The sequence below is a fragment of the Leucobacter holotrichiae genome, assembly GCF_055791005.1.
Map to the genome: position 1 here is coordinate 17,452 of NZ_JBVUAC010000006.1, position 18,857 is coordinate 36,308.

The 18,857-nt window shown below is 63.9% G+C and carries 17 protein-coding genes; 16 read left to right on the top strand and 1 reads right to left on the bottom strand.

Annotated elements, in window-relative coordinates; translation table 11 throughout:
- The first annotated feature begins 372 nt into the window (after positions 1-372).
- The 15 genes from AC0KXF_RS08995 to AC0KXF_RS09065 all read left to right on the top strand — a co-directional run bounded on the left by AC0KXF_RS08995 (position 373) and on the right by AC0KXF_RS09065 (position 14,943).
- Positions 373-1,269 carry a helix-turn-helix transcriptional regulator gene (locus AC0KXF_RS08995; RefSeq protein ID WP_473108859.1) on the top strand — a complete coding sequence of 299 codons (897 nt, stop codon included), beginning with the start codon at positions 373-375 and terminating at the stop codon, positions 1,267-1,269.
- Between the two features lie 233 nt (positions 1,270-1,502).
- The gene (locus AC0KXF_RS09000; RefSeq protein ID WP_473108860.1) at positions 1,503-2,588 is read left to right on the top strand and encodes an ArdC-like ssDNA-binding domain-containing protein; all 1,086 of its coding nucleotides are present in this window, start codon (positions 1,503-1,505) and stop codon (positions 2,586-2,588) included.
- Positions 2,588-3,496: a bifunctional DNA primase/polymerase gene (locus AC0KXF_RS09005; protein ID WP_473108861.1), complete on the top strand. Its 909-nt coding sequence runs from the start codon at positions 2,588-2,590 to the stop codon at positions 3,494-3,496. Before AC0KXF_RS09000 ends, AC0KXF_RS09005 begins: the two co-directional genes overlap by 1 nt.
- A complete protein-coding gene (locus AC0KXF_RS09010) occupies positions 3,493-4,236 on the top strand; it encodes a DUF2637 domain-containing protein (RefSeq protein WP_473108862.1) in 744 nt (247 codons plus the stop codon). The genes AC0KXF_RS09005 and AC0KXF_RS09010 overlap by 4 nt, the downstream gene beginning before the upstream one ends.
- Positions 4,236-4,649 (top strand): hypothetical protein, encoded by a 414-nt coding sequence (locus AC0KXF_RS09015; RefSeq protein WP_473108863.1) that lies wholly within the window; start codon positions 4,236-4,238, stop codon positions 4,647-4,649. Before AC0KXF_RS09010 ends, AC0KXF_RS09015 begins: the two co-directional genes overlap by 1 nt.
- A gap of 75 nt (positions 4,650-4,724) precedes the next feature.
- Positions 4,725-5,597 carry a hypothetical protein gene (locus AC0KXF_RS09020; RefSeq protein WP_473108864.1) on the top strand — a complete coding sequence of 291 codons (873 nt, stop codon included), beginning with the start codon at positions 4,725-4,727 and terminating at the stop codon, positions 5,595-5,597.
- Positions 5,590-6,693: a ParB N-terminal domain-containing protein gene (locus AC0KXF_RS09025; RefSeq protein WP_473108865.1), complete on the top strand. Its 1,104-nt coding sequence runs from the start codon at positions 5,590-5,592 to the stop codon at positions 6,691-6,693. Before AC0KXF_RS09020 ends, AC0KXF_RS09025 begins: the two co-directional genes overlap by 8 nt.
- 77 nt (positions 6,694-6,770) lie before the next feature.
- Positions 6,771-7,460: a hypothetical protein gene (locus tag AC0KXF_RS09030; protein ID WP_473108866.1), complete on the top strand. Its 690-nt coding sequence runs from the start codon at positions 6,771-6,773 to the stop codon at positions 7,458-7,460.
- Positions 7,382-8,659 carry a M23 family metallopeptidase gene (locus tag AC0KXF_RS09035; RefSeq protein ID WP_473108867.1) on the top strand — a complete coding sequence of 426 codons (1,278 nt, stop codon included), beginning with the start codon at positions 7,382-7,384 and terminating at the stop codon, positions 8,657-8,659. The genes AC0KXF_RS09030 and AC0KXF_RS09035 overlap by 79 nt, the downstream gene beginning before the upstream one ends.
- On the top strand, positions 8,656-8,922 hold the full coding sequence (locus tag AC0KXF_RS09040) for a DUF6112 family protein (protein ID WP_473108868.1): 267 nt from the start codon (positions 8,656-8,658) through the stop codon (positions 8,920-8,922). Before AC0KXF_RS09035 ends, AC0KXF_RS09040 begins: the two co-directional genes overlap by 4 nt.
- A 129-nt stretch (positions 8,923-9,051) precedes the next feature.
- On the top strand, positions 9,052-9,321 hold the full coding sequence (locus AC0KXF_RS09045; RefSeq protein ID WP_473108869.1) for a DUF6112 family protein: 270 nt from the start codon (positions 9,052-9,054) through the stop codon (positions 9,319-9,321).
- A 34-nt stretch (positions 9,322-9,355) separates the two neighbouring features.
- Positions 9,356-10,759: a conjugal transfer protein TrbL gene (locus tag AC0KXF_RS09050; protein ID WP_473108870.1), complete on the top strand. Its 1,404-nt coding sequence runs from the start codon at positions 9,356-9,358 to the stop codon at positions 10,757-10,759.
- Positions 10,760-10,765: 6 nt separating this feature from the next.
- Positions 10,766-12,226 carry an SCO6880 family protein gene (locus AC0KXF_RS09055; RefSeq protein ID WP_473108871.1) on the top strand — a complete coding sequence of 487 codons (1,461 nt, stop codon included), beginning with the start codon at positions 10,766-10,768 and terminating at the stop codon, positions 12,224-12,226.
- Between the two features lie 24 nt (positions 12,227-12,250).
- A complete protein-coding gene (locus tag AC0KXF_RS09060; RefSeq protein ID WP_473108872.1) occupies positions 12,251-13,468 on the top strand; it encodes a hypothetical protein in 1,218 nt (405 codons plus the stop codon).
- Positions 13,465-14,943, top strand: a complete 1,479-nt coding sequence (locus AC0KXF_RS09065) for an ATP-binding protein (protein WP_473108873.1) — start codon at positions 13,465-13,467, stop codon at positions 14,941-14,943. Before AC0KXF_RS09060 ends, AC0KXF_RS09065 begins: the two co-directional genes overlap by 4 nt.
- Here AC0KXF_RS09065 and AC0KXF_RS09070 read toward each other — a convergent pair whose 3' ends face one another.
- Entirely contained in the window at positions 14,944-15,543 is a 600-nt protein-coding gene (locus tag AC0KXF_RS09070; protein ID WP_473108874.1) for a hypothetical protein, read from the bottom strand.
- 207 nt (positions 15,544-15,750) lie between these two features.
- Here AC0KXF_RS09070 and AC0KXF_RS09075 point away from each other — a divergent pair, with 207 nt between their 5' ends.
- Positions 15,751-18,663 carry a hypothetical protein gene (locus tag AC0KXF_RS09075; protein WP_473108875.1) on the top strand — a complete coding sequence of 971 codons (2,913 nt, stop codon included), beginning with the start codon at positions 15,751-15,753 and terminating at the stop codon, positions 18,661-18,663.
- Positions 18,664-18,857 lie beyond the last annotated feature (194 nt).

Below are 18,857 nucleotides of genomic sequence, written 5' to 3' on the forward strand. Positions count from 1 at the left end.
ATCGGATCATGACAGCCGAAGTTCACGGGTGATGGAATGCGGTGTTCCGCTTCCATTGGCTCTGCCCTCCGCGCACTCCCCCCATCGCAGCTTTAGAGCTGGCGAGCGCGGAGGCAGGGCCACTTTTCGTGAGTGGGAAATTGGCATTGAAAGGTACGTCAGAGTTGACTGATCCAGTGTTCGGGATTCTCAACCTTTTCGCACCGAATTCGGCATTGAGGAGCTCAATTCAAAGGCATCCCGGGCTCGTTCCATTTACCCTCCTACTTTTCGCGGGTTCGAGAGGGCGGTAGTGAGCTCATTCGACTGTGAGTACTATGCCGATCGACTCGTTAAGTGCGTTCGGAGAAGCAGCGCTCACGAGGTGGAGGCGTGACAGGTTCAGATTGGGAAGCCACTGAAACTCTGAATTTTGGCGAGTTTGATCTTGAACTGCCGCTTCAACTTGAGGTTTCAAACCAAGTGAAGTTTCTCGTGATTCGCCGCGGGACAATATCAGTTTCCGGATCTCACGTGACTGAAAAAGGTGTCGTTGGCGACGTTTTTGTTGTGACGCAGACGCGCGCCGAGGTATCTTCCGAGGATCACGCGGTGGTTAATGTGTTGAGAGTGAATCGGGAGTATCTGGTTGATTTAGTGTTCTGGCGGTATCGCGAATACTTTTCCGATCGGGTCGATGCCACCCGGTTCTTTGATCGGCATTACCGAAGGCCTATCCAGAGTCTGGATCTCGGCACACATGCGGTCGAGTTCATGGGCCATCTGCTTGACGAGCTCACGAACTTGTTTCAAAGCGGGTTGCTAGTTGAGAGGTTTTATCGGGTACAGGCAAATCTGTCCTTGTTGTTGGACTTAATCGTTCCAGTTCTCGCGAAGGCAAATGGCATTCAGGCATATTCGGAGAAGTGGGCTACGAATAGAAGGAATGTTGCCACGCCTGTGCTGCGCGAGGAAGCAAGATTTATCTCTGAACAGTTCCACAAAGCGCCTGGCCGTCGGTGGGTGATGAGTGAACTCGCCCAATGTGTGTATCTGTCACCTTCACAGGTGAGACGAGTCTTCCAGGCTTCGTTTGGTCAATCTCCCTTGTCCTACTTAGCGTCTGTTCGAGTCGAACGAATGGCCGTCCTTTTACGAACGACTCAGCTTCCAATTTCGGAGATTGCTGCCACGGTGGGTTGGTACGATCCGGACTTCGCGTCCCGACAATTCAAAAGAGTGCATGGGATTCCGCCTCGTCGGTACCGCCAGTTGTTCACTGAACTCTGATCTGAGTCCGGTCGAAGCGCGCACAAACGCATGGGACATCGAGCAGATTGAGCCGCTGGTTATTGGTTCTTTTGCAGTTCTGACGTAGAAAGCTTGAATCACTACCTGGTGAGTCCCTCGCAACTGTGGCTGTCAGCTCCCAGGATTTCCTACTCGTCGGCAGCTCGTGACCTACCTGATGGTAACGGGCCGCTGAAATTGTCGTGCGCGGCCCGCCAGAAAGGAGGCGGATCATGGCTGCACAGAGGAGAAGTGCTGAGGAAGCCCGCGCTGCGCGGGATGCGAAGCTTGACGAGTTGCATGAACAGTTGGCCGCGCAGGTCGAGAAGCTGGTCACGGGCGAGGACTGGACGCAAGCGTTAAAGTTTGCGGCGCAGTTCCGGTCGCGATCGTTCAACAACACGATGCTGATTTTCGCGCAGCATCAAGCCGCGTGGGAAGCAGGCCTTGTTCCTGACCCGGTGCCGTCGTATGTGGCGGGGTTTCGGCAGTGGGAACAACTCGGCCGGCATGTCGAGAAAGGCCTGAAGGGGTACGCGATCCTCGCCCCGGTGATGGGCCGGTTTGCGTCCGCGACCCCGAAGGATGCGGCATCGTGGCGCAGGCTGGCTCGGCGTGAGAAGCCCAAGCCTGGCGAAGTCGTGCGCTCGAGAATGGTCGGCGCGAAACCCGCCTACGTCTTCGACCTCTCCCAAACCTCTGGGACGGAGGTGCCGACACCGCCGGCCACGGTGCTCCTGGAAGGCGAAGCCCCTGCCGGTCTTCGGGATGGGCTTATCCGGCAGGTGGAGGCGGCGGGGTTCTCGTTTCTGCCAGTGCCGCATGAGGGCATGATCCACGGTGCGAACGGCACCACTGATTTCGAGGCGCGGCAGGTTGCGGTGCGGACGAACATGGATGATGCCGCGCAGGTGAAGACCATCGCGCACGAGCTCGCCCACGTGCTGTTGCATGATCCGTCGGACGAGGATGCGACGAAGCATCGCGGTATCGGCGAGGTCGAAGCCGAAAGCGTTGCGCTGATGGTCGGTGCCGCGCACGGCATGGACACCAGCTCGTACACGATCCCGTATGTCTCCGGCTGGGCAACCACCGTCGCCGGCAAAGAACCCGTCGCGGTGATCCAAGCGACCGCAGAGAAGGTGCGCAAGGCCGCAGTCGGTATCCTCGACCAGCTCGACACCGAGCAGATCGGCGACGGCACCCCTCCCGGCCTCACCCAAGACTCGCCGGCAGAAGCCCCCGGGCGCTCTGCGTCGACGGTTCGGGAGTTTCCACGGTCGGAGCGCCGCCCAACCGCGACGGTTCGGAGCCTCTAATGGGGATCGCGGACGTATTCAAAGGAGTCAAGGGCCTGTCGTTGCCGGAGGCTGCGGCACGATTTACTGCCGCGAGGGTGCCGATCTTCCCATGCGTGCCGGGCGAGAAGCGCCCGCTCGTGGAGCATGGCTTCCGCGATGCCTCATTGAACCCGGCACAGATCACGGCGTGGTGGCGGCGCTGGCCGTCAGCGAACATCGGCATGCCGACCGGGAAACTCTCCGGGGTCGAGGTGATTGATGTCGACCGGAAGCCTGGCGGTGACGGGTTTACCGGGTTCAAGCGTCTTCAGGATGCGGGGCTGATTCCTGGGTGGTCGGCGATGGTGATGACGCCTTCGGGCGGGATGCATGCCTACTTCCCAGCCCCCAGGTTTGAGCCGCAACGCTCCTGGCAGGCCGCAAACGCGTATATCGACTTCCGGGGCGAAGGCGGCTACGTCATCGCCCCACCCTCGGTCGTCACCCAGCCTGACGGTGCGGCACGCCCGTATCTGCTCATCTCGGGATCAGACACCGCACCTCGAAAGCTGAACGCTGGCGCGATCCGTAATCTCCTCGACCCGCGCGAACCCGCACGATATCGGCCCCGGTCTGGGGTGTCGCGGTCGCAGGATGCGGAGCGGCTGGCGGGCTGGGTTGCAGCGCTCGGTGAGGGTGAACGAAATCGGGGTCTGTTTTGGGCGGCGTGTCGTCTCGCGGAGGCCGGCACCGATCCCGCTGCGACGCTTGATGCGCTCGCTCCGGCAGCAGAACGCGCAGGTCTCCCGCCGCGCGAGGTGGAAGTGACGATCAACTCCGCGTATCGCACCGTTCACTCTGCACCCATAAGAACAGACTCACCGAGATTCTGGCAGGGTGCGCCTGTGCGCCGGGGTGCGGGCGTGAATCGGCAGGTGCTCTCGTGAATCCCCGGTTGCCGAGTGGGCGGCTCGCGGTCTCGACTGCGACCACGGGCACGGTGCTCATCGCGGCGGCCGCGTTCTGGCTCAGTTTCACCGCGCTCACGGATCTTGCCCGTCGCTCCGGGATCGACGCCGGGCAGGCGTGGGCGTGGCCGCTGATCGTTGACGGCCTGATCGTCGTCGCGACCGTCGCCGTGGTCGCGCTCGACGGGCATCGGGCGGCCTGGTATCCGTGGCTGTTGCTGATTGCCGGCACGCTCGTGTCGGTGGTCGCGAACGCGCTGCACGCGACGGTCGCCGCCGATGCCGACGTGCCCGAGATCCTTGCCGGGTGTGTGGCGTCGGTGCCGCCGCTTGTGCTTCTGGCGTCCACGCATTTGACTGTCGTGCTCGTTCGTGCCCATCGCACACGCTCCCACGAAGCATCCCCGCAATTGCCGGTGGTGGAACGCTCGGCGAACCAGTCTGCCCCCGCCGCAGATGTCGATAAACCAAGCGGTGAAGAGGCGGTCGAGGTGCAGGCGGCGGTCGTACCGGTGTCACCACTAAAGGAAGAACTAATTGCGGCTGGGGTGGATCGGCGGGAGCTCGCGGCACGGTTACGGGATGAGCGGGCGCTGTCGAATAAGGCGATTGCCAGAGAACTGGGGGTAGCTCCGAGCACGGTCGGGCGATGGTTCTCGAAGGAAAACGACACGGCGGGTGCACCTGACAGTCAAGAAGCAGTGAAGGAGCAACTCTGATGAATCCTGAAGAGACAATGCGCCGCATGGACTGGGAGAATCGGCTGGCTGCCGGCACGAAAACGCCCGACGCGGTGGAGGCGGCAGAAGTGTCCGCGTTCGCGACCCACGCCGACCCGTCGCAGAAGACACGCCTGATGGAAGCGGCGAAGCGGGTGCCTGGGCGCGGGATCGAGTGGGTGCGGCCGGCTGATCTGATGACGCGTGCCGGTAGTCATGTTGCCGGGCGCGGGATCGATTTCCAGGCTGAGCTCGCACGTCGTACGCGCACGCTCGGTATCCAGCGCACCCCGTACTCGAGAACTGGTATCGACAAGCGTTCGTACCAGCTCCCGCCGGTGTCGGCATTCGGGCGGTCACGGAACGTACCGCAGTTTCCGTCGGCTTCACGCTCTGGGATGGGGTTGGGGTGAGATGCCATGCAGATTCGGTTTGGTGTCTCGGGGCCCATGCAGCAGGTGTGCACCTGTTGTGCAGGAGGTACCGCAATGTACGAACAGCATCACAGTAATCCCGTCAGCGAGTCCGGGTTTGAGGACTCTGAACGGCTTCGCGCGATCTTGAACCGGCTCGACGCTGGTGGGGCTGCGGCGTGGCGCAGCGACCCGGAAGCGGCAGGGCTGATGCGTCATGCCGCCCAAAAGTATGCGGCGCTCGCGAAGAAGCATCATCTCGACCCGTGGGAGGCGGCCTCGGCAGCGTTTGTTGCGATGCAGGGGCCGTCGGCCAGACGCGCGAACGACCCGTGGGCGGTCGTCACCCATGCGGTGCGGATCACCTGTATCGCTGAAGAGCGCGGCCAAGGCCTGCTGTGTTCGGTGAACCGGGCACGCCGCCCCCACTATTCCGGGTTCCATGACGCGGAGCGGTTCAGTGATCGAGAAAACGAACTCCCGGAATACCATCCCGCGTTCCAAACCCCGGCCCCGTCTCATCTTGACGAGGAAGACGACATGGTCGGCGACGAGCCGGAGGGCTGCACCGGGGTGGAGGCGGCGATCGCGGACACGATCGCCCTGTTTTGTTACCTGGGCTGGCCGGAGGGAACCGCGCAGGCTGGCATCGAGTACATTTGCGCAAGGCTCGCGGAAAGCCCGAACCGGGTGTCCGCGTTCGAGTCACTGCGCCGTGACTACCAGGCGCGTGCGCTCTTGGATATTCCTGGCACGTCGTGGCTTGCCATGCTCAGGGCCGTGCTCGGGAACCCCGACCCCGACCTGGCGCACACCTCGGTTGGACGTGGCGTGCTGCTACGGCTCTTGATCGATGAACCCTTGCCGGTGCTCCTCACCGATGACCGGCTACTGTCGGAAGTCGCGTCTGCAGCTCCGAGCCGTTCCGGGAGGGGGCGTCGTGGGTAGCGGGCCGGGGCATATCGAGTTGGAACGCGCACTTGATTCCATCCGGGTCGGGCGGCGTCATCGCGACGATCTGGGAGACCTTGACCAGCTCACCGAGTCGATCGAACGCGACGGACTGTTGCAGCCCATCACGATCACCCCGGACGGGGTCCTCGTGTGCGGGCTGCGCCGCCTCACCGCGATGCGTCGCCTCGGGTGGAAAACCTCAAACGTGTGGGTGCGCAGCGGGATCACCGATCGGCTCGGGGAACTCCTGGCAGAACAAGACGATAACGCGTTGCATAAGCCGCTCACCCTCACTGAGCAGGCCGCCTTGTACCGGGAACTCAAGCAGGTGATGGCCGAAGATGCGGCACGCCGGCAGGAGGCCAGCCGGTTCACTGTCGGCGGGCCGAACCCCAGAAGTGACGGTGCCGCCACCGTGGCGGCACCGTCAGAACAGGGAGAAAACGCGGTCGGTGACTCTCGTGCGCAGGCCGCGAAAATGGTGTCGGGTCGGAAGTCGTACACGAGCTTCGAACGCATCAACGAGTTGCAGCGCCTCGCTGCAGACGAGTCCCAACCGTCATCGGTCAGGGAGTGTGCCCTTCGAGAACTTGCCGGGATTGACGCCGGCGGGTCCATCACCGCCGCCCATCAACGCGCTCATGCTGAAGCATCCCTCGCCCAGCTCGAACACATCGCGGCAGACCCCAGCAAGCCGCAGGATGTACGCGCGCAAGCCGCACTCGATGCGAAACAGCTTCGCACCACCGAGGCTGAAGTGCGTGCGGTGGAGCTCGAACGACTCGCATCAGAAGCACTCGACCGGGTGAACCGGGAACACAGCACGAAACGCCGCACACCCCGTCCCGTCGTGAAGCCCGAGCCTGCACGCATGTCGGTGCGGGCGTTCGTGCTGACCTGGGAAGACCTCGCAGGCTGGTGGGAGCGCGCCGATCCAGAGGTGATCGGTCCAGAACTCACAAATGAGCAATGGGAGCTCTTCACGCAGACCGTGGCCGGCACCGTGCAGTTCATGCACGCCGCCACCCAGGCGCGAGACGCCACCGCGAACGATCCCGGCGACGAACCGTCCAGGCTCCACACCGTCTAACTGACGCGTTTGAGCGGGGTGTGCACCTTCTGGGTGCCACCCCCATTTTTTTGTCTGTTTGAAAGGCGTACCTCGTCATGGACTCCACCGCTTACGCTCATCGCCGCGCGCGTCGCCTCCTCATCGCCGTCATCGCCGGCGGCCTCGCCCTCCTGATCCTGGTGGGCGTCGGCATCTACGGGCTCGTGCGCGGCCCCGCCGAACACGACACTCAGAACCCGGCTCACCCGTCAGAGACTTCAGCACCAGTGGAAGACGGTGGCGCTGAGACGCCCCGGCTGGGGCGGATCGTGCAGACGGGGAACCCGGAGGAGTTCGCGCGCCGGGTCGCTAAAGCATTGTTCGCCTGGGATACGACCACACGTTTCGGGCCGTCGGACTATGCGCAAGTCCTCATCGACGCCGGCGACTCGTCGGAGCTCGACGCGTTGGCGTCGGATGTGCGATCGTACCTCCCGACCGCGGAGGCGTGGGCGCAGCTGAAGACCTATCAGGCGCGGCAGTGGCTCACCATCGACACCGCCAACGTGCCCGAGGCGTGGGAGACCGCGGTGGAGCAGGCGAGGCCTGGGCAACTCCCTGAAGGATCAACCGCGTACACGATCACTGGCGTCAGGCACCGCACGGGCACGTGGGGGACGGTGCCGCAGGATGCCGAACGGGCGGTGTCGTTCACGGTGTTCATCGCGTGCCCGCGCCCGGCACCCGAGTTCCAGAGCATCTGCACGCTCGTGCGGCTGTCCGCCCTCGACAACCCCCTGCACTGACGGGAAGTGTTGTCGTGCTGAAGAAACTTCTTGCGCTCGGTGTCGCGCTGGTGTGTGTTGGGCCGTCGACCGCGCTCGTCGGGGTCGGGGTGCTGATGAATCCGGCAGCGACGGCGACTTGTGTGACGAGTTCCCTGATCGTGGGGCCGATCCCTGATTCGTTGACCGCGACCACGAAGGACGGCACCACGATCACGCTGAACAAGGCCCAGCTCACGCACGCGGCAACGATCATCACCACCGGTGCCCAGACCCCCGGTGTCGGCAGGCCCGGCGTGCTGATCGCGCTTATGGCGGCGCTTACCGAGTCGTCGCTTCGGATGCTCGCGAACACAGGCACCTATCCCGAGTCTGCCGACTTCCCGAACGACGGTGACGGCGGCGATCACGATTCTCTCGGCTTGTTTCAGATGCGCCCGCAAGCCGGGTGGGGCACGGTGGCGGAGCTCATGGATCCGAACTATCAAGCGCGCGCCTTCTACGGGGGCCCGGATGGACCCAACTACCCGAGCCCGCGGGGCTTGTTGGATATTCCGGGGTGGCAGCAACTCGACCCCGGCGAAGCCGCACAAGCGGTCGAAGTGTCGGCGTACCCGGACCGGTATCAGAACTATCAGCCCGTCGCCGAAGCGATCCTCACCACACTCATCAAACCAGCAGGCTCGAATACGGGTGGTACGGAGACTGGGCCGAGGGTGCCGGAGACACGCAGGATTGTGTTCCCGCTGCCGGATGGTTCGTGGGTGCGCACTGACCCATTCGGGTGGCGCAGTGACCCGTTCACGGGTGAGAGGAGTTTCCATTCCGGGTCGGACTTCTCTGCAGCAGACGGCACCCCGATTTTCGCGGTCGCGGACGGTGTGGTGTTGATGACTGGTGACCCGGACGGGTGGGGCAATCTCATCGCGATCGACCACACCGTTGGCGGTCAGCGCGTCATCTCACGGTATGCGCACATGTGGGATCACGGCATCTACGTCACCGCGGGTGAGACCGTCGCAGCCGGCCAACACATCGGTGACGTGGGATCCTCGGGGTACTCCACGGGACCGCATCTGCACTTCGAGATTTTCCCCGGAAGCCTCAGCAATGACCCCGTCGACGGAGACGCCTGGCTGACTGAGCACCACGCCGAAGGCGTCCAGGGCGGCAACGTGCAGCCTGCCGCCTGCACCGCCCCAGCCGGAGGCACCTCATGAACGTGTTTCCCGATTTCGGGGCCGTGAACGGCTCCGACCAGCTCAGCCAGGTGGTGGGCGCGTTGTTGATGTTCGTCCTCATCATCGCCGTCCTCATGCTGATCGTCTGTGCGATTACCTGGGCGATCGCGTCCTCTCACGGCAACTATCACGTCGCGGCGAAAGCCCGTGCCGGCCTATTCGTCGCCGTCGGTGCGGCAGCACTCGCGGGTGCCGGCGTCGCATGGACGAACTTCCTTCTGAACCTGGGCGACACCTTGTAACTGCTGCTTCCCTGAGACGGCGCCCCGCATCCCACCCCCTGCACCTCCGAGGGATGCGGGGCGCTCTGTTGTGCACCTGACGTGCGAGAACACTTCTCGACCGTTTCGACCCCAGTTCAGGAGCATCCCGTGATCGATATTGACCCCAACTCGTCCGGCCTTCCCGGTATCGACCAACTGCAAACCATCGTCGGCGCCGTCATGACCATCGGCCTTATCCTCAGCGTCTTGGCATTGATTGTTTCGGCGATCATCTGGGGGTTCGGGTCGAACAGCTCGAACCCGCATCTTGCCTCGCGCGGGAAGGTCGGTGTGCTGATTTCGTGCGGTGCCGCGATCATTTGTGGGGCTGCCGTCACGTTGATCAATTTCTTTTGGAACGTGGGCCAGTCGGTATGACACGACACCCAACCTCAGGCGGGGGTGACCGGGCATGAGTGTCTGCGATGTGCCGGTCATCTCCAATGTGTGTGATGCCGTCGGAGAGGGGGCTGCGACCTTGGTCGCGGCACCCTTCGACTGGCTCGCCCAAGCGATGGGGCAGGCGGCAGGCTGGCTCTTCGAGGCCGTCTGGACGGTGATGGACACCACGACCCTTGTCGATGTCACCGGTAGCGAATATCTCGGCGTCTACAACGTGCTCTTCGGTGTCGCCGTGTTCGTGTTCCTGATCTTCTTCTGCCTGCAACTCATCACCGGTCTCATCCACCGCGACCCCACCGCACTCTCACGCGCAGGCCTGGGCCTTGCGAAGTCGGTGCTCGGGTCGTTCCTCGTCATCACGATCACCGGGCTGCTGCTGGAAATCACCGACCAGCTCGCGGTCGGGATCGTACAGGCCACCGGGAACACGATGGAAACGATGGGCGACCGGATCGCGCTGCTGGCCGCCGGGTTCGCAGGCATCAACATCGCCGCCCCCGGCGTCGGCGCGATCATCACGATATTCCTCGCAGGCCTCGCCATCAGCGCTGCCGCGATCGTCTGGTTCTCCCTCCTGATCCGCAAAGCCCTGCTGCTGGTCGCGATCGTCTTCGGGCCGGTCGCCCTCGCCGGCGCATCCTGGGATGCGACCAAGGGATGGTTCGGGAAGTGGGCGTCATTCGTGATCGCGCTCATCGTGTCGAAACTCGTGCTCGTCGTGATCTTCCTCGTCGCGGTCGCGCAAATGTCGGCACCGATCGAGTTCGACCTCGCCTCGATCAGCGACCCCATCGCCGGCGTCGTCCTCATGGGTGTTGCCGCGTTCGCGCCGTACATCACCTACAAGTTCGTGTCCTTCGTCGGCTTCGATATGTACCACGCGATGAGCTCGGAGCAGGAAGCCAAGCAGGCCATGAACCGCCCTATCCCCATGCCGTCAACCCCCGGCGGTGGTGGCGGGCCGAAGAAAGTACTCGATGGTGGTCCTGGTGAAGGAAGTGGCGGGGGTGGCACCCCGCCTCCACCACCGCCACCTTCTGCCGGCGCGTCAGCGGGAACAGGTGCCGGAACAGGCGCAGGCGCTGGTGCTGGTGCCGGGGCTGGAAGCGCCGGTGCGGGAGCCGGCGCAGGCGCAGGGGCTGGGGCCGGGGCTGGTGCGGCGGCTGGCCCGGTCGGCCTCGCCGTGGTCGCTGGTGCCGCTGTCGTGAAAGGGGCGGCGACTGCCGGACCGAAACTCGGCGGCGCCGTCGGTGGCGCGGCAGAAGGGCATATGGCCGCTGCCGGACCAGATGCACCACCGCCGGTGCCGCCTGCCGCTCCGTCCGGGAACCCGCCCGGCACGCAGGTACCGCCGGCGCAGCCCCGGTCAGAGCCGCCCACGCCGCCGTCGTCACAGCCGTCAGGAAAGGGGTGACCAGACTTGGCTACCAACACCACCGTGGAGTATCCGCTGCACCCGGTGCAGTTCTCCCGACTCACCAAACGTGGCATCATGCTCGGTCTGTCGCTGCCGCAACTCATCGTCCTCGGGATCGCGCTCCTCACTCTCGTCGTCGCACTGTATGTCGGCGGCGGGATGGCGTTCGCGTGGACCTCACCCATCTGGGGCACCGCGACCATGCTGGCCGTGGTGCCCGTCGGCGGCAAAAAGATCATCGAGTGGGTGCCGATCCTCACCCGCTGGGTCACGCGCGTGTATGCCGGGCAGCTCCTCTTCCGTGCCCGGATCATCAAGCCCCGCCCAGCAGGCACCCTCGCGTTACCGGGCGATGCGGCAGCACTCCGGGAATGGGAAGACCCCGAGACCGGGGCCGCAATGATCCACGACCCCCACGCAGGGACCCTCACCGCGATCCTCGGCGTCTCCCATCCCGCGTTCGTGCTCCTCGATCCTGGTGAGCAGCAGCGCCGCGTCGCAGGCTGGGGTCGCGTGCTTGCCGCCGCGTGCCGTTCTGGGCGGATCGCCCGAATTCAGGTGTCGGAGCGCACTCTGCCGGACTCAGGAACCGGGCTTGCGGAGTGGTGGCGTGCGCACGGCACCGACGACGGTTCGTGGGCTGCGACGACGTATCGGGAGCTCATCGACCGGGCGGGCCCCGCCGGGGAACGCCACGCCACCACCATTTCGCTCGCGTTGGATATGAAGGCGGCGACCCGGCAGATCAGAACCAATGGTGGCGGGATACGCGGGGCGGCTGCGGTACTGCGGCAGGAAATGGCGACGATGACGACCGCGCTCAGGTCTGCGGAACTCACCTCAACCGGGTGGCTCACCCCTGGCGAGGTCGCCGTGATCCTACGTTCGGCCTACGACCCCGCCGCAGCCCCCTCACTCGAACGACACGGCGCACTGGGCCGTGATCTCGCAACCGCGGGGCCTGTCGCAGTAACCGAAACCTGGGATCGGCTGCGCTCCGATTCCGCATTCCACGCCGTCCTCTGGATCAGCGAATGGCCCCGCTCGCAAGTGTTCCCCGGCTTCCTCGCCCCGCTCGTGCTCTCGAACGGGGTGCTGCGCACGCTCGCGCTGCATTACACGCCGGTGCGTGCGGATCAGGCGGCACGTGATCTGCGGAAGAAGAAGACCGAACTCATTTCGGATGCGGCGCAGCGGCGGAAGATCGGGCAGGTCGAAGACGCGGGCTCGTCAGCGGAACTCGATGACGTGCTGCAACAAGAAGCCGACCTCACCGCAGGGCACGGCGTCCTGCGCGTCTCCGGCCTCATCTCCGTGTCCGCCCCGACATCGGATGAGCTTGATGCGGCGGTGTCGGCGATCGAGCAGGCCGCGATCCAAGCCTCCTGCGAGACCCGCCGGCTGGTGGGTCAGCAAGCCCAAGCGTTCACGGTCGCAGCCTTGCCGCTGTGCCGAAACGTCTAACCCCACGATTCGAGGAGACCTGTCATGCCGACATTCAACGATCCGAAAGCCGATGCATACGAAGCCGCTGAAGCATTGCGTGGACTCGCGCACGCCACACGCACCTTTGAGAACCCGTCCGATATGTACCCGGTGTTGGGAGATGTGCTGGCAGGGGTGCGGGCACTTCGGCAAGTGATTGACCAGGTCGCGGCAGCTCACCTGGAGGGTCGAGCGCAGGCGTATGACGATGCCGGAAGCCCATCGCTCGGCGCAGGAACGGCAGTGTCTGCAGCCGCGGAAATCCACACCGCCGGCGCACTGCTTGACGAGGTGCATGACCGGCTCGATGCGGGCAAGATGCAAGCCGGAAAGATCGCCTGGCACACGGAACCGCCAAGCGTGCCCCCAGGCCGGGCCCTTGAAGCGGATGCGCCCCGAACGACCGTGAAAGCTGGACGATTGACGCTCACCGTGTGGCCTATCAGCCCACTTGGTGAACATCACCGATACGGGTATCTCGTGGAAGATGAACGAACCGGGGATATCGCAAGCGGACGCAACATCTATACCGGTACCGAAGCGGTCGAACCAGATCAGGCAATGCGAGAACTCGTGCGGCTTCTTCTGGCTGACGCCGCCTCACCGAAGTACCCGCTCCTACCCGAAGGTAAAACCGCTCCCAGACCAATGTTCCCTGACACGATCAGGGAAGCCACACGCGGCAGCCGAAACGTGCTCCATACGCTTCAAGAACAGCCGATCACGTCCGTATCCCCACTCCGTGAAGCGAGTCCGAGCAAGACTTTGATGGACACCGGGGCAGGGAACGAGAAGCGGTGGATTAACGTCGTGTTCCTCCAGGGAGACGACGCCGATCAGGCACTTCAAATGCTCGACCGAGAAGGTACGGACGCACTCATCGAGTATCTCGCAGGCTACGACGTGGGCGACGACACCGTGCAGGCAGCACTCGCGAACGGGTACGTCTACGACGAGCCCCCGAACGGGCCGCTCGACCGCACCGCAACCAGAGATGTCTACACGCTCACCTACAACCACGACTTCGGCTACGTCTCCCTGCTGCGCGAGTACGATGCGATCCCAGATCCGGCACTCCTCGGCATCGACACCCCACCCACAGTTGAACCTGGACTCGAGACCATTAGCGAGCCGCAACCGGCCGGAAAGGACCGCTCGGGGTCGTCGTGGTTTGGGCGCAGCGGGAGAAGCCGAGCCCCGTCGCAGGGGCTGGCGCTGTGAGCAGCGAAGAGGAGCGCCTGCACACGTCGACGCTGATCGACCCGGAAGGCGAACGACGCCGTAACCGCAAGGCCAGGCGGCACGCGGCGACCCGGATCGAGACGGCTGCCCGCGAGTCTCGCAAACAGGAGGCGAAAGCGAAGTGGCAGTTGGAGCAGGCCGAGAAACGCGCCACCACCTATCTGCCCGCCGCTGGCGAGCTGGGGCGGGCGATGCTACGTACACCGGGCAGGTTTCGACTCCCGAAGCATCAAGACACCTCGGCGACGCTTGCGGGCCAGTATCCGTTTCTTGCGGAAGGCGGCCTTGGATCGCAGGGCGTGTTCGTCGGTCAGGACCTCTACTCGGGCGGGTCGTTCGTGTACGACCCGTGGGTGCTGTACCAGCGGGGTCTCATCACCGCCCCGAACCTTGTGCTCGCGGGCATCGTGGGCTCTGGGAAGTCCTCACTCGCCAAGTCGCTCTACACGCGCTCGCTCCCGTTCGGGCGGCGCGTGTATGTGCCAGGTGATCCGAAAGGGGAACATACCGCGGTCGCTGAAGCAGTCGGCGGGAAGGCGATCATCCTGGGTCATGGACTACAGAACCGGTTGAACCCGCTTGATGAAGGGCACCGCCCCTCGGGTATCACCGATGCCGAGTGGGCGACGCAGGTGGCCTCGCGCCGGCGTGACCTCATCGGGGCGCTCGCGGAGACGGTGCTGGATCGGGTGCTGTCGCCGCTGGAACACACGGCGATCGACCTCGCCCTAACCGACGCGGTGAAATCATCCGAGGTACCGATACTGCCGATGGTCGTTGACCGCATCCTCGACCCCGACCCCGCCACCGATGACGACGGCAGGCTCGCTGAAGACGGGCGCCTCGTCGGCCACGCACTACGCCGCCTCGTCGCAGGCGACCTGCAAGGGCTGTTCGATGGGCCATCGACAGTGAAGTTCGATCCCACCCTGCCGATGGTGTCACTTGACTTGTCTCGAGTCGCGGAGAACTCGATGCTCATTTCCGTACTCATGACCTGCTCAAGTGCCTGGATGGAATCAGCCCTCGCCGACCCCAACGGAGGCCAACGCTGGGTGATCTACGACGAAGCGTGGAGGCTCATGCAGTACCCCGCACTACTACGCCGTATGGATGCTCAGTGGCGTCTTGCCCGCCATTTCGGCATCGCAAACATGCTGATCTTCCACAAACTCAGCGACTTGGACAACGTGGGCGATCAAGGGTCGGCGATGCGGGCGCTCGCGTCGTCACTGCTCGCGAACGCGGAAACGCGAATCGTGTACCGTCAAGAGCCCGACCAGCTCGGCACGACCGCGACCGCGCTCGGACTCACCGGCACCGAACAGAAACTGCTCCCGACGCTCGGCACCGGTCAGGGACTCTGGCGCATCAAGGACCGATCCTTCGTTATCCAACACCAACTCCACCCGTCAGAACTTGCCACGTTCGACACTACGGAGCGTATGAAGTAGTCAGTTCCTGCTACCGGGTGCTGGTGGCTCTGTGGGGCTCAGTACTTCGTGAGGCCCGAAGAGGGAGCCCACTCTTGCTACTTCATCCAGTTGCTTCGTCAAGTGTGTACGTCCGACTTTGATCTTTCGGATGTCTTTCACCTGCATGACAACCGCAAATATCACGAGAACTGGCAACATCGAGTAGAAGATGACCGCGAAGATTGCCAAGACGGCTGGCATTTGCGGGACTTGAACGAAGAATCCAACCGCGGATAGTGAAATGGTAACGATCGCACCTATCACCGCCCAAACTATGCGTTTACCACCGCGGTTCCTGAGTTTTTGGGCACGTTTGCGAGCTGCTTTGAGAGCGCTTTCGCCGGCATGGAGATGAAGTACATAGGCTGCTTCGAGAAGGGCCTGCTTCCGTTTCCGGTTATCGCCTTCAAGAAGCGCCCCGTCAGCATTGAACTCTTCTTCGAATTTGATCAGTGCCACCAATTCGTCTCGGAGTTCACGCCGACGTTTCCAACCCCATTCGCGGGCAGAGTTCACGATCAGTGTTGCAATGGTGGCTCCCAGACCAAGAACTGGAATGAAGTTCAAGAGGTTGACCATGAAAGTACTTTATCGAGCCGAAGACAGTGACCGAGATTCAGCTAAGCACGGACTATCGGGTGCACCTGACTGTTGGCCGTCGTCGCTCCGGGCGGCGGCCTTCGTTTTGTCAGGAGGAACACCATGGCTCACCCGTTCACCAGTCCGCCCCGAGACGCGGAGGCGCCTCCACCAGAGAATCGGAGCCCGGTCGCACGGCTTCTTTCGATGCTGCTCGCGCTGTTCGTCATCGCGGGCGGTCTGATTCTCGCCCCGACGACGGCGCAGGCCGCGACTCTCGGTGTCGGATATGGCAATGAGAATCTGTGGCTCGGCTCGTTCTCGGCGTTTGGCCGGCAGGCGTATTGCATGGATCTGCTCGCTGCGCCGCCGTATGGGGAGACGCAGGAGCCGGAGACGGTGACTTCGCTAGATGATCTGTCGCCGCAGACGCTCGCGGAGCTCAACTATGTGCTGGGTCGGTGGGGTGAATCGAGCGATCCGAGCGTGACGGCTGCGGTGCAGTTGTACGTCTGGGATGTCGCTGACCACGATGCCTATGTGAACGGTGGCGGTGACGCTCACTACATCACCCGCGTACCCGCCAGCGAGCAGTCGACCGTGCTCGCGAACCTCGACGGCATGAGGCAGAGCGCACCACAGAACGCGGTCAGGAACCCGTCGCTGAATCTTCAGATCAGCATGGACGACCAGTACGCCGGGCACCTCACCATCGCCACGAACCCCACCAGCGCGACTGGCTCGGTGACGCTTTCGAACGCGAAGTTCGCTGACGGCACGACGACGAAGAGCCTGGGTGCGGGCACGTATCCAATTGTCGGTACGCCGGCGACGGGGGCACCGGAGTATCAGATCAGAAGCCACATGACGGCTTCCTCGATTGGACTCGGTGCAGGCGTGGACGTGTTCTACTCGCCGGGTCAGCAACGCACGATGGGGTTCGCCTCGTTCACGCCGCTGTCGGCGGATGCGTCTTCGCCGGTAATCCCGTTGGACTTCCAACCCGAAATCGGCACGCAGGTCACGTCGAAGTTCGTGCAGGCCGGCGACCAACTCACCGACAGCGTGGCCGTCTCCGTGACGAAGCACTCCTGGATCGTCGTGAACGGCGATCCCGTGCCCGTGGTCGCGGAGGGCACGCTGTACGGGCCGCTGGATGAGCAGCCCGCCGAAGCGAACGCACCCCCGACCGGCACCCCGGTCGCAGGGCAGGTGCCGCTCACGCTCACCGGCACCGGAACGTTCACGTCGCCTAGCATCACGGCGCCCGAGTCGGGCTTCTACACGTGGGTCTGGGCTATCGACAAACCCAAACAGGGCGGCAATGCGAAGTACCTCACCGACTCCTTCAACGACAAGTACGGTCGCGTCGCAGAAACCTCGGTGGTGCCGTTCCAGCCGGAGGCCGTGTCGAAGGCCAACGGCAAACTCGTCGCTCCTGGCGATCAGGTGACCGACACGATCACCGTCTCCTCGACCAACGGAACCTGGCTGAAACAGAACGGCGACTACATCCCCGTCGTATTCGAGGGCACCGCCTACCAGGTGCCCGGCACCCTACCCCCAGCAGAAGACGACGCTGTGCCTACGGGTGCGACGCCGCTCGGCACCGTCACTGTGACTGCGACCGGCACCGGCACCTACACCTCGCCAGAAGTCACGCTCCCTAACGGTGGCTTCGTGACGTGGGTGTGGCAGATGCGGAAGAGTGCGCAGCCGGAGTGGGTGCGCCCGTTCCTCGCCGCCGACTGGCAGGACCGGTACGGCATCAACATCGAGACCCACTCGGTGCGCTGGCCGATCACCGTCACGTCGGAGGTGCGTGAATACAACGTGCACGATGGCGGGCGCGCGTTCGACCGCATCACCGTGACCGGGTTCCCGGAGAACCACGGCGACTTCGAAGGCGACGGCTACTGGCAGGCCGACGCCCAGACACTCACGCACACGGTCTACGGGCCATTCGCTACCGATGAGGAGCTGACCGACGAACTCGACCTGTCGACCGCACCCGTGCTTGCGACGGTCGAGACGCCGGCGAAGAACGGCGTCTACGACATCGGCTACACCGATGCGGAGCGGATCGAGCCGACCGAGCCGGGCTACTACGTCATCGTCTCCACGTTCGCGGGCGACGACCGCGTGCAGCCGTTTACGAGCTCGGTATCGGATATTTGGGAGCGGTTCTTCGTGCCCGAGGATCAGCAGCCCGTCTCGGTCGTCACGCAGGCCACCCCGGAAGCTCGTGTCGGTGAGCCGTTCGAGGATACGGCGCTCGTGCAGGGCTCCGAAATTCCAGAAGGCGCCTACCTCGTGTTCCGCGCCTACGGACCGCAGGATGCGGATGCGGAGCCGGTCTGTGAAGACCCGTTCTTCACCAGCGAGAAGATCCCGGTCACCCAGGCCGGCGTCTACCGCTCCGGCACTACGAGCGTCGATACTGCCGGGAACGTGTATTGGGTTGAGACCTTGTACGACGAAACCGGCGGCGTGCTTTCCGAAGGGAAGTGCGGGGCGCCGGGTGAGACGACCGTCATCACTGAGCAGCCCGAAGGCGTGACTGTCTCGACCAAGGCGATGCCGTCGGTGGAACTCGGCAAGCCCGCCCATGATGTCGCGACGATCGTTGGCACCGTGCCCGACGGGGCGACGCTCACGTTCGAGGCGTACCGGCAGGACGGCACGGAGCCGGTCTGTACCCCTGACACGCTCGTGTTCGCCACTGACCCCGTGAAAGTCGACGGGCCGGGCGAAGTCACCTCGGATGAGGTGGTGTTCGAGAAGGTCGGCACCTACTTCTGGGTCGAGACCCTGTACGACCATGAGGGCACGGTGATTCATCGGGGCGTGTGCGGTGCGCCGGGTGAGACGACGGTCGTGAGTAAGACTCCGGTGCCCGAGGTGCCGGAGCTTCCGGACACGCTCGCGGTCACTGGTGGCGGCTCTTGGTGGCTGCCGGCAGGGATCGTGGCCGGCGTGATGATCCTCGCCAGTGGCCTCATGCTCTGGTTCGGACGACGCCTCGCGATCTACCGCGAGAACAACGGCTACATCCGAGAAGAGGACCAGGAGCTCTACGACCGCATCGGTCTCAGCGCTCGTGAAGAACAGGAGGACTAACCACATCTGAACCCGGCGAACTGGGGCGCGCATCCGTTGGGTGCGCGCCCCTTTCTCGTGCCCGTTTTGGCGGTGTTCGTGCACCTGTTGTGTGTCTGAACGAACGGAGAGACACCTATCATGAGCCGCCTCAGATACAAGCGCACCCCGAACCAGCCCGCCCCCTCGCACGGAGAAGCCGGGGTGCCGGTGGT

What these genes read in the sequence shown, in the direction of transcription:
- AC0KXF_RS09030 (WP_473108866.1), top strand. Translation starts at nt 6,771, where the DNA reads ATGGACTCCACCGCTTACGCTCATCGCCGCGCGCGTCGCCTCCTCATC.
- AC0KXF_RS09060 (WP_473108872.1), top strand. Translation starts at nt 12,251, where the DNA reads ATGCCGACATTCAACGATCCGAAAGCCGATGCATACGAAGCCGCTGAA.
- AC0KXF_RS09075 (WP_473108875.1), top strand. Translation starts at nt 15,751, where the DNA reads ATGCTGCTCGCGCTGTTCGTCATCGCGGGCGGTCTGATTCTCGCCCCG.
- AC0KXF_RS09005 (WP_473108861.1), top strand. Translation starts at nt 2,588, where the DNA reads ATGGGGATCGCGGACGTATTCAAAGGAGTCAAGGGCCTGTCGTTGCCG.
- AC0KXF_RS09050 (WP_473108870.1), top strand. Translation starts at nt 9,356, where the DNA reads ATGAGTGTCTGCGATGTGCCGGTCATCTCCAATGTGTGTGATGCCGTC.
- AC0KXF_RS09070 (WP_473108874.1), bottom strand. Translation starts at nt 15,543, where the DNA reads ATGGTCAACCTCTTGAACTTCATTCCAGTTCTTGGTCTGGGAGCCACC.
- AC0KXF_RS09000 (WP_473108860.1), top strand. Translation starts at nt 1,503, where the DNA reads ATGGCTGCACAGAGGAGAAGTGCTGAGGAAGCCCGCGCTGCGCGGGAT.
- AC0KXF_RS09040 (WP_473108868.1), top strand. Translation starts at nt 8,656, where the DNA reads ATGAACGTGTTTCCCGATTTCGGGGCCGTGAACGGCTCCGACCAGCTC.
- AC0KXF_RS09020 (WP_473108864.1), top strand. Translation starts at nt 4,725, where the DNA reads ATGTACGAACAGCATCACAGTAATCCCGTCAGCGAGTCCGGGTTTGAG.
- AC0KXF_RS09015 (WP_473108863.1), top strand. Translation starts at nt 4,236, where the DNA reads ATGAATCCTGAAGAGACAATGCGCCGCATGGACTGGGAGAATCGGCTG.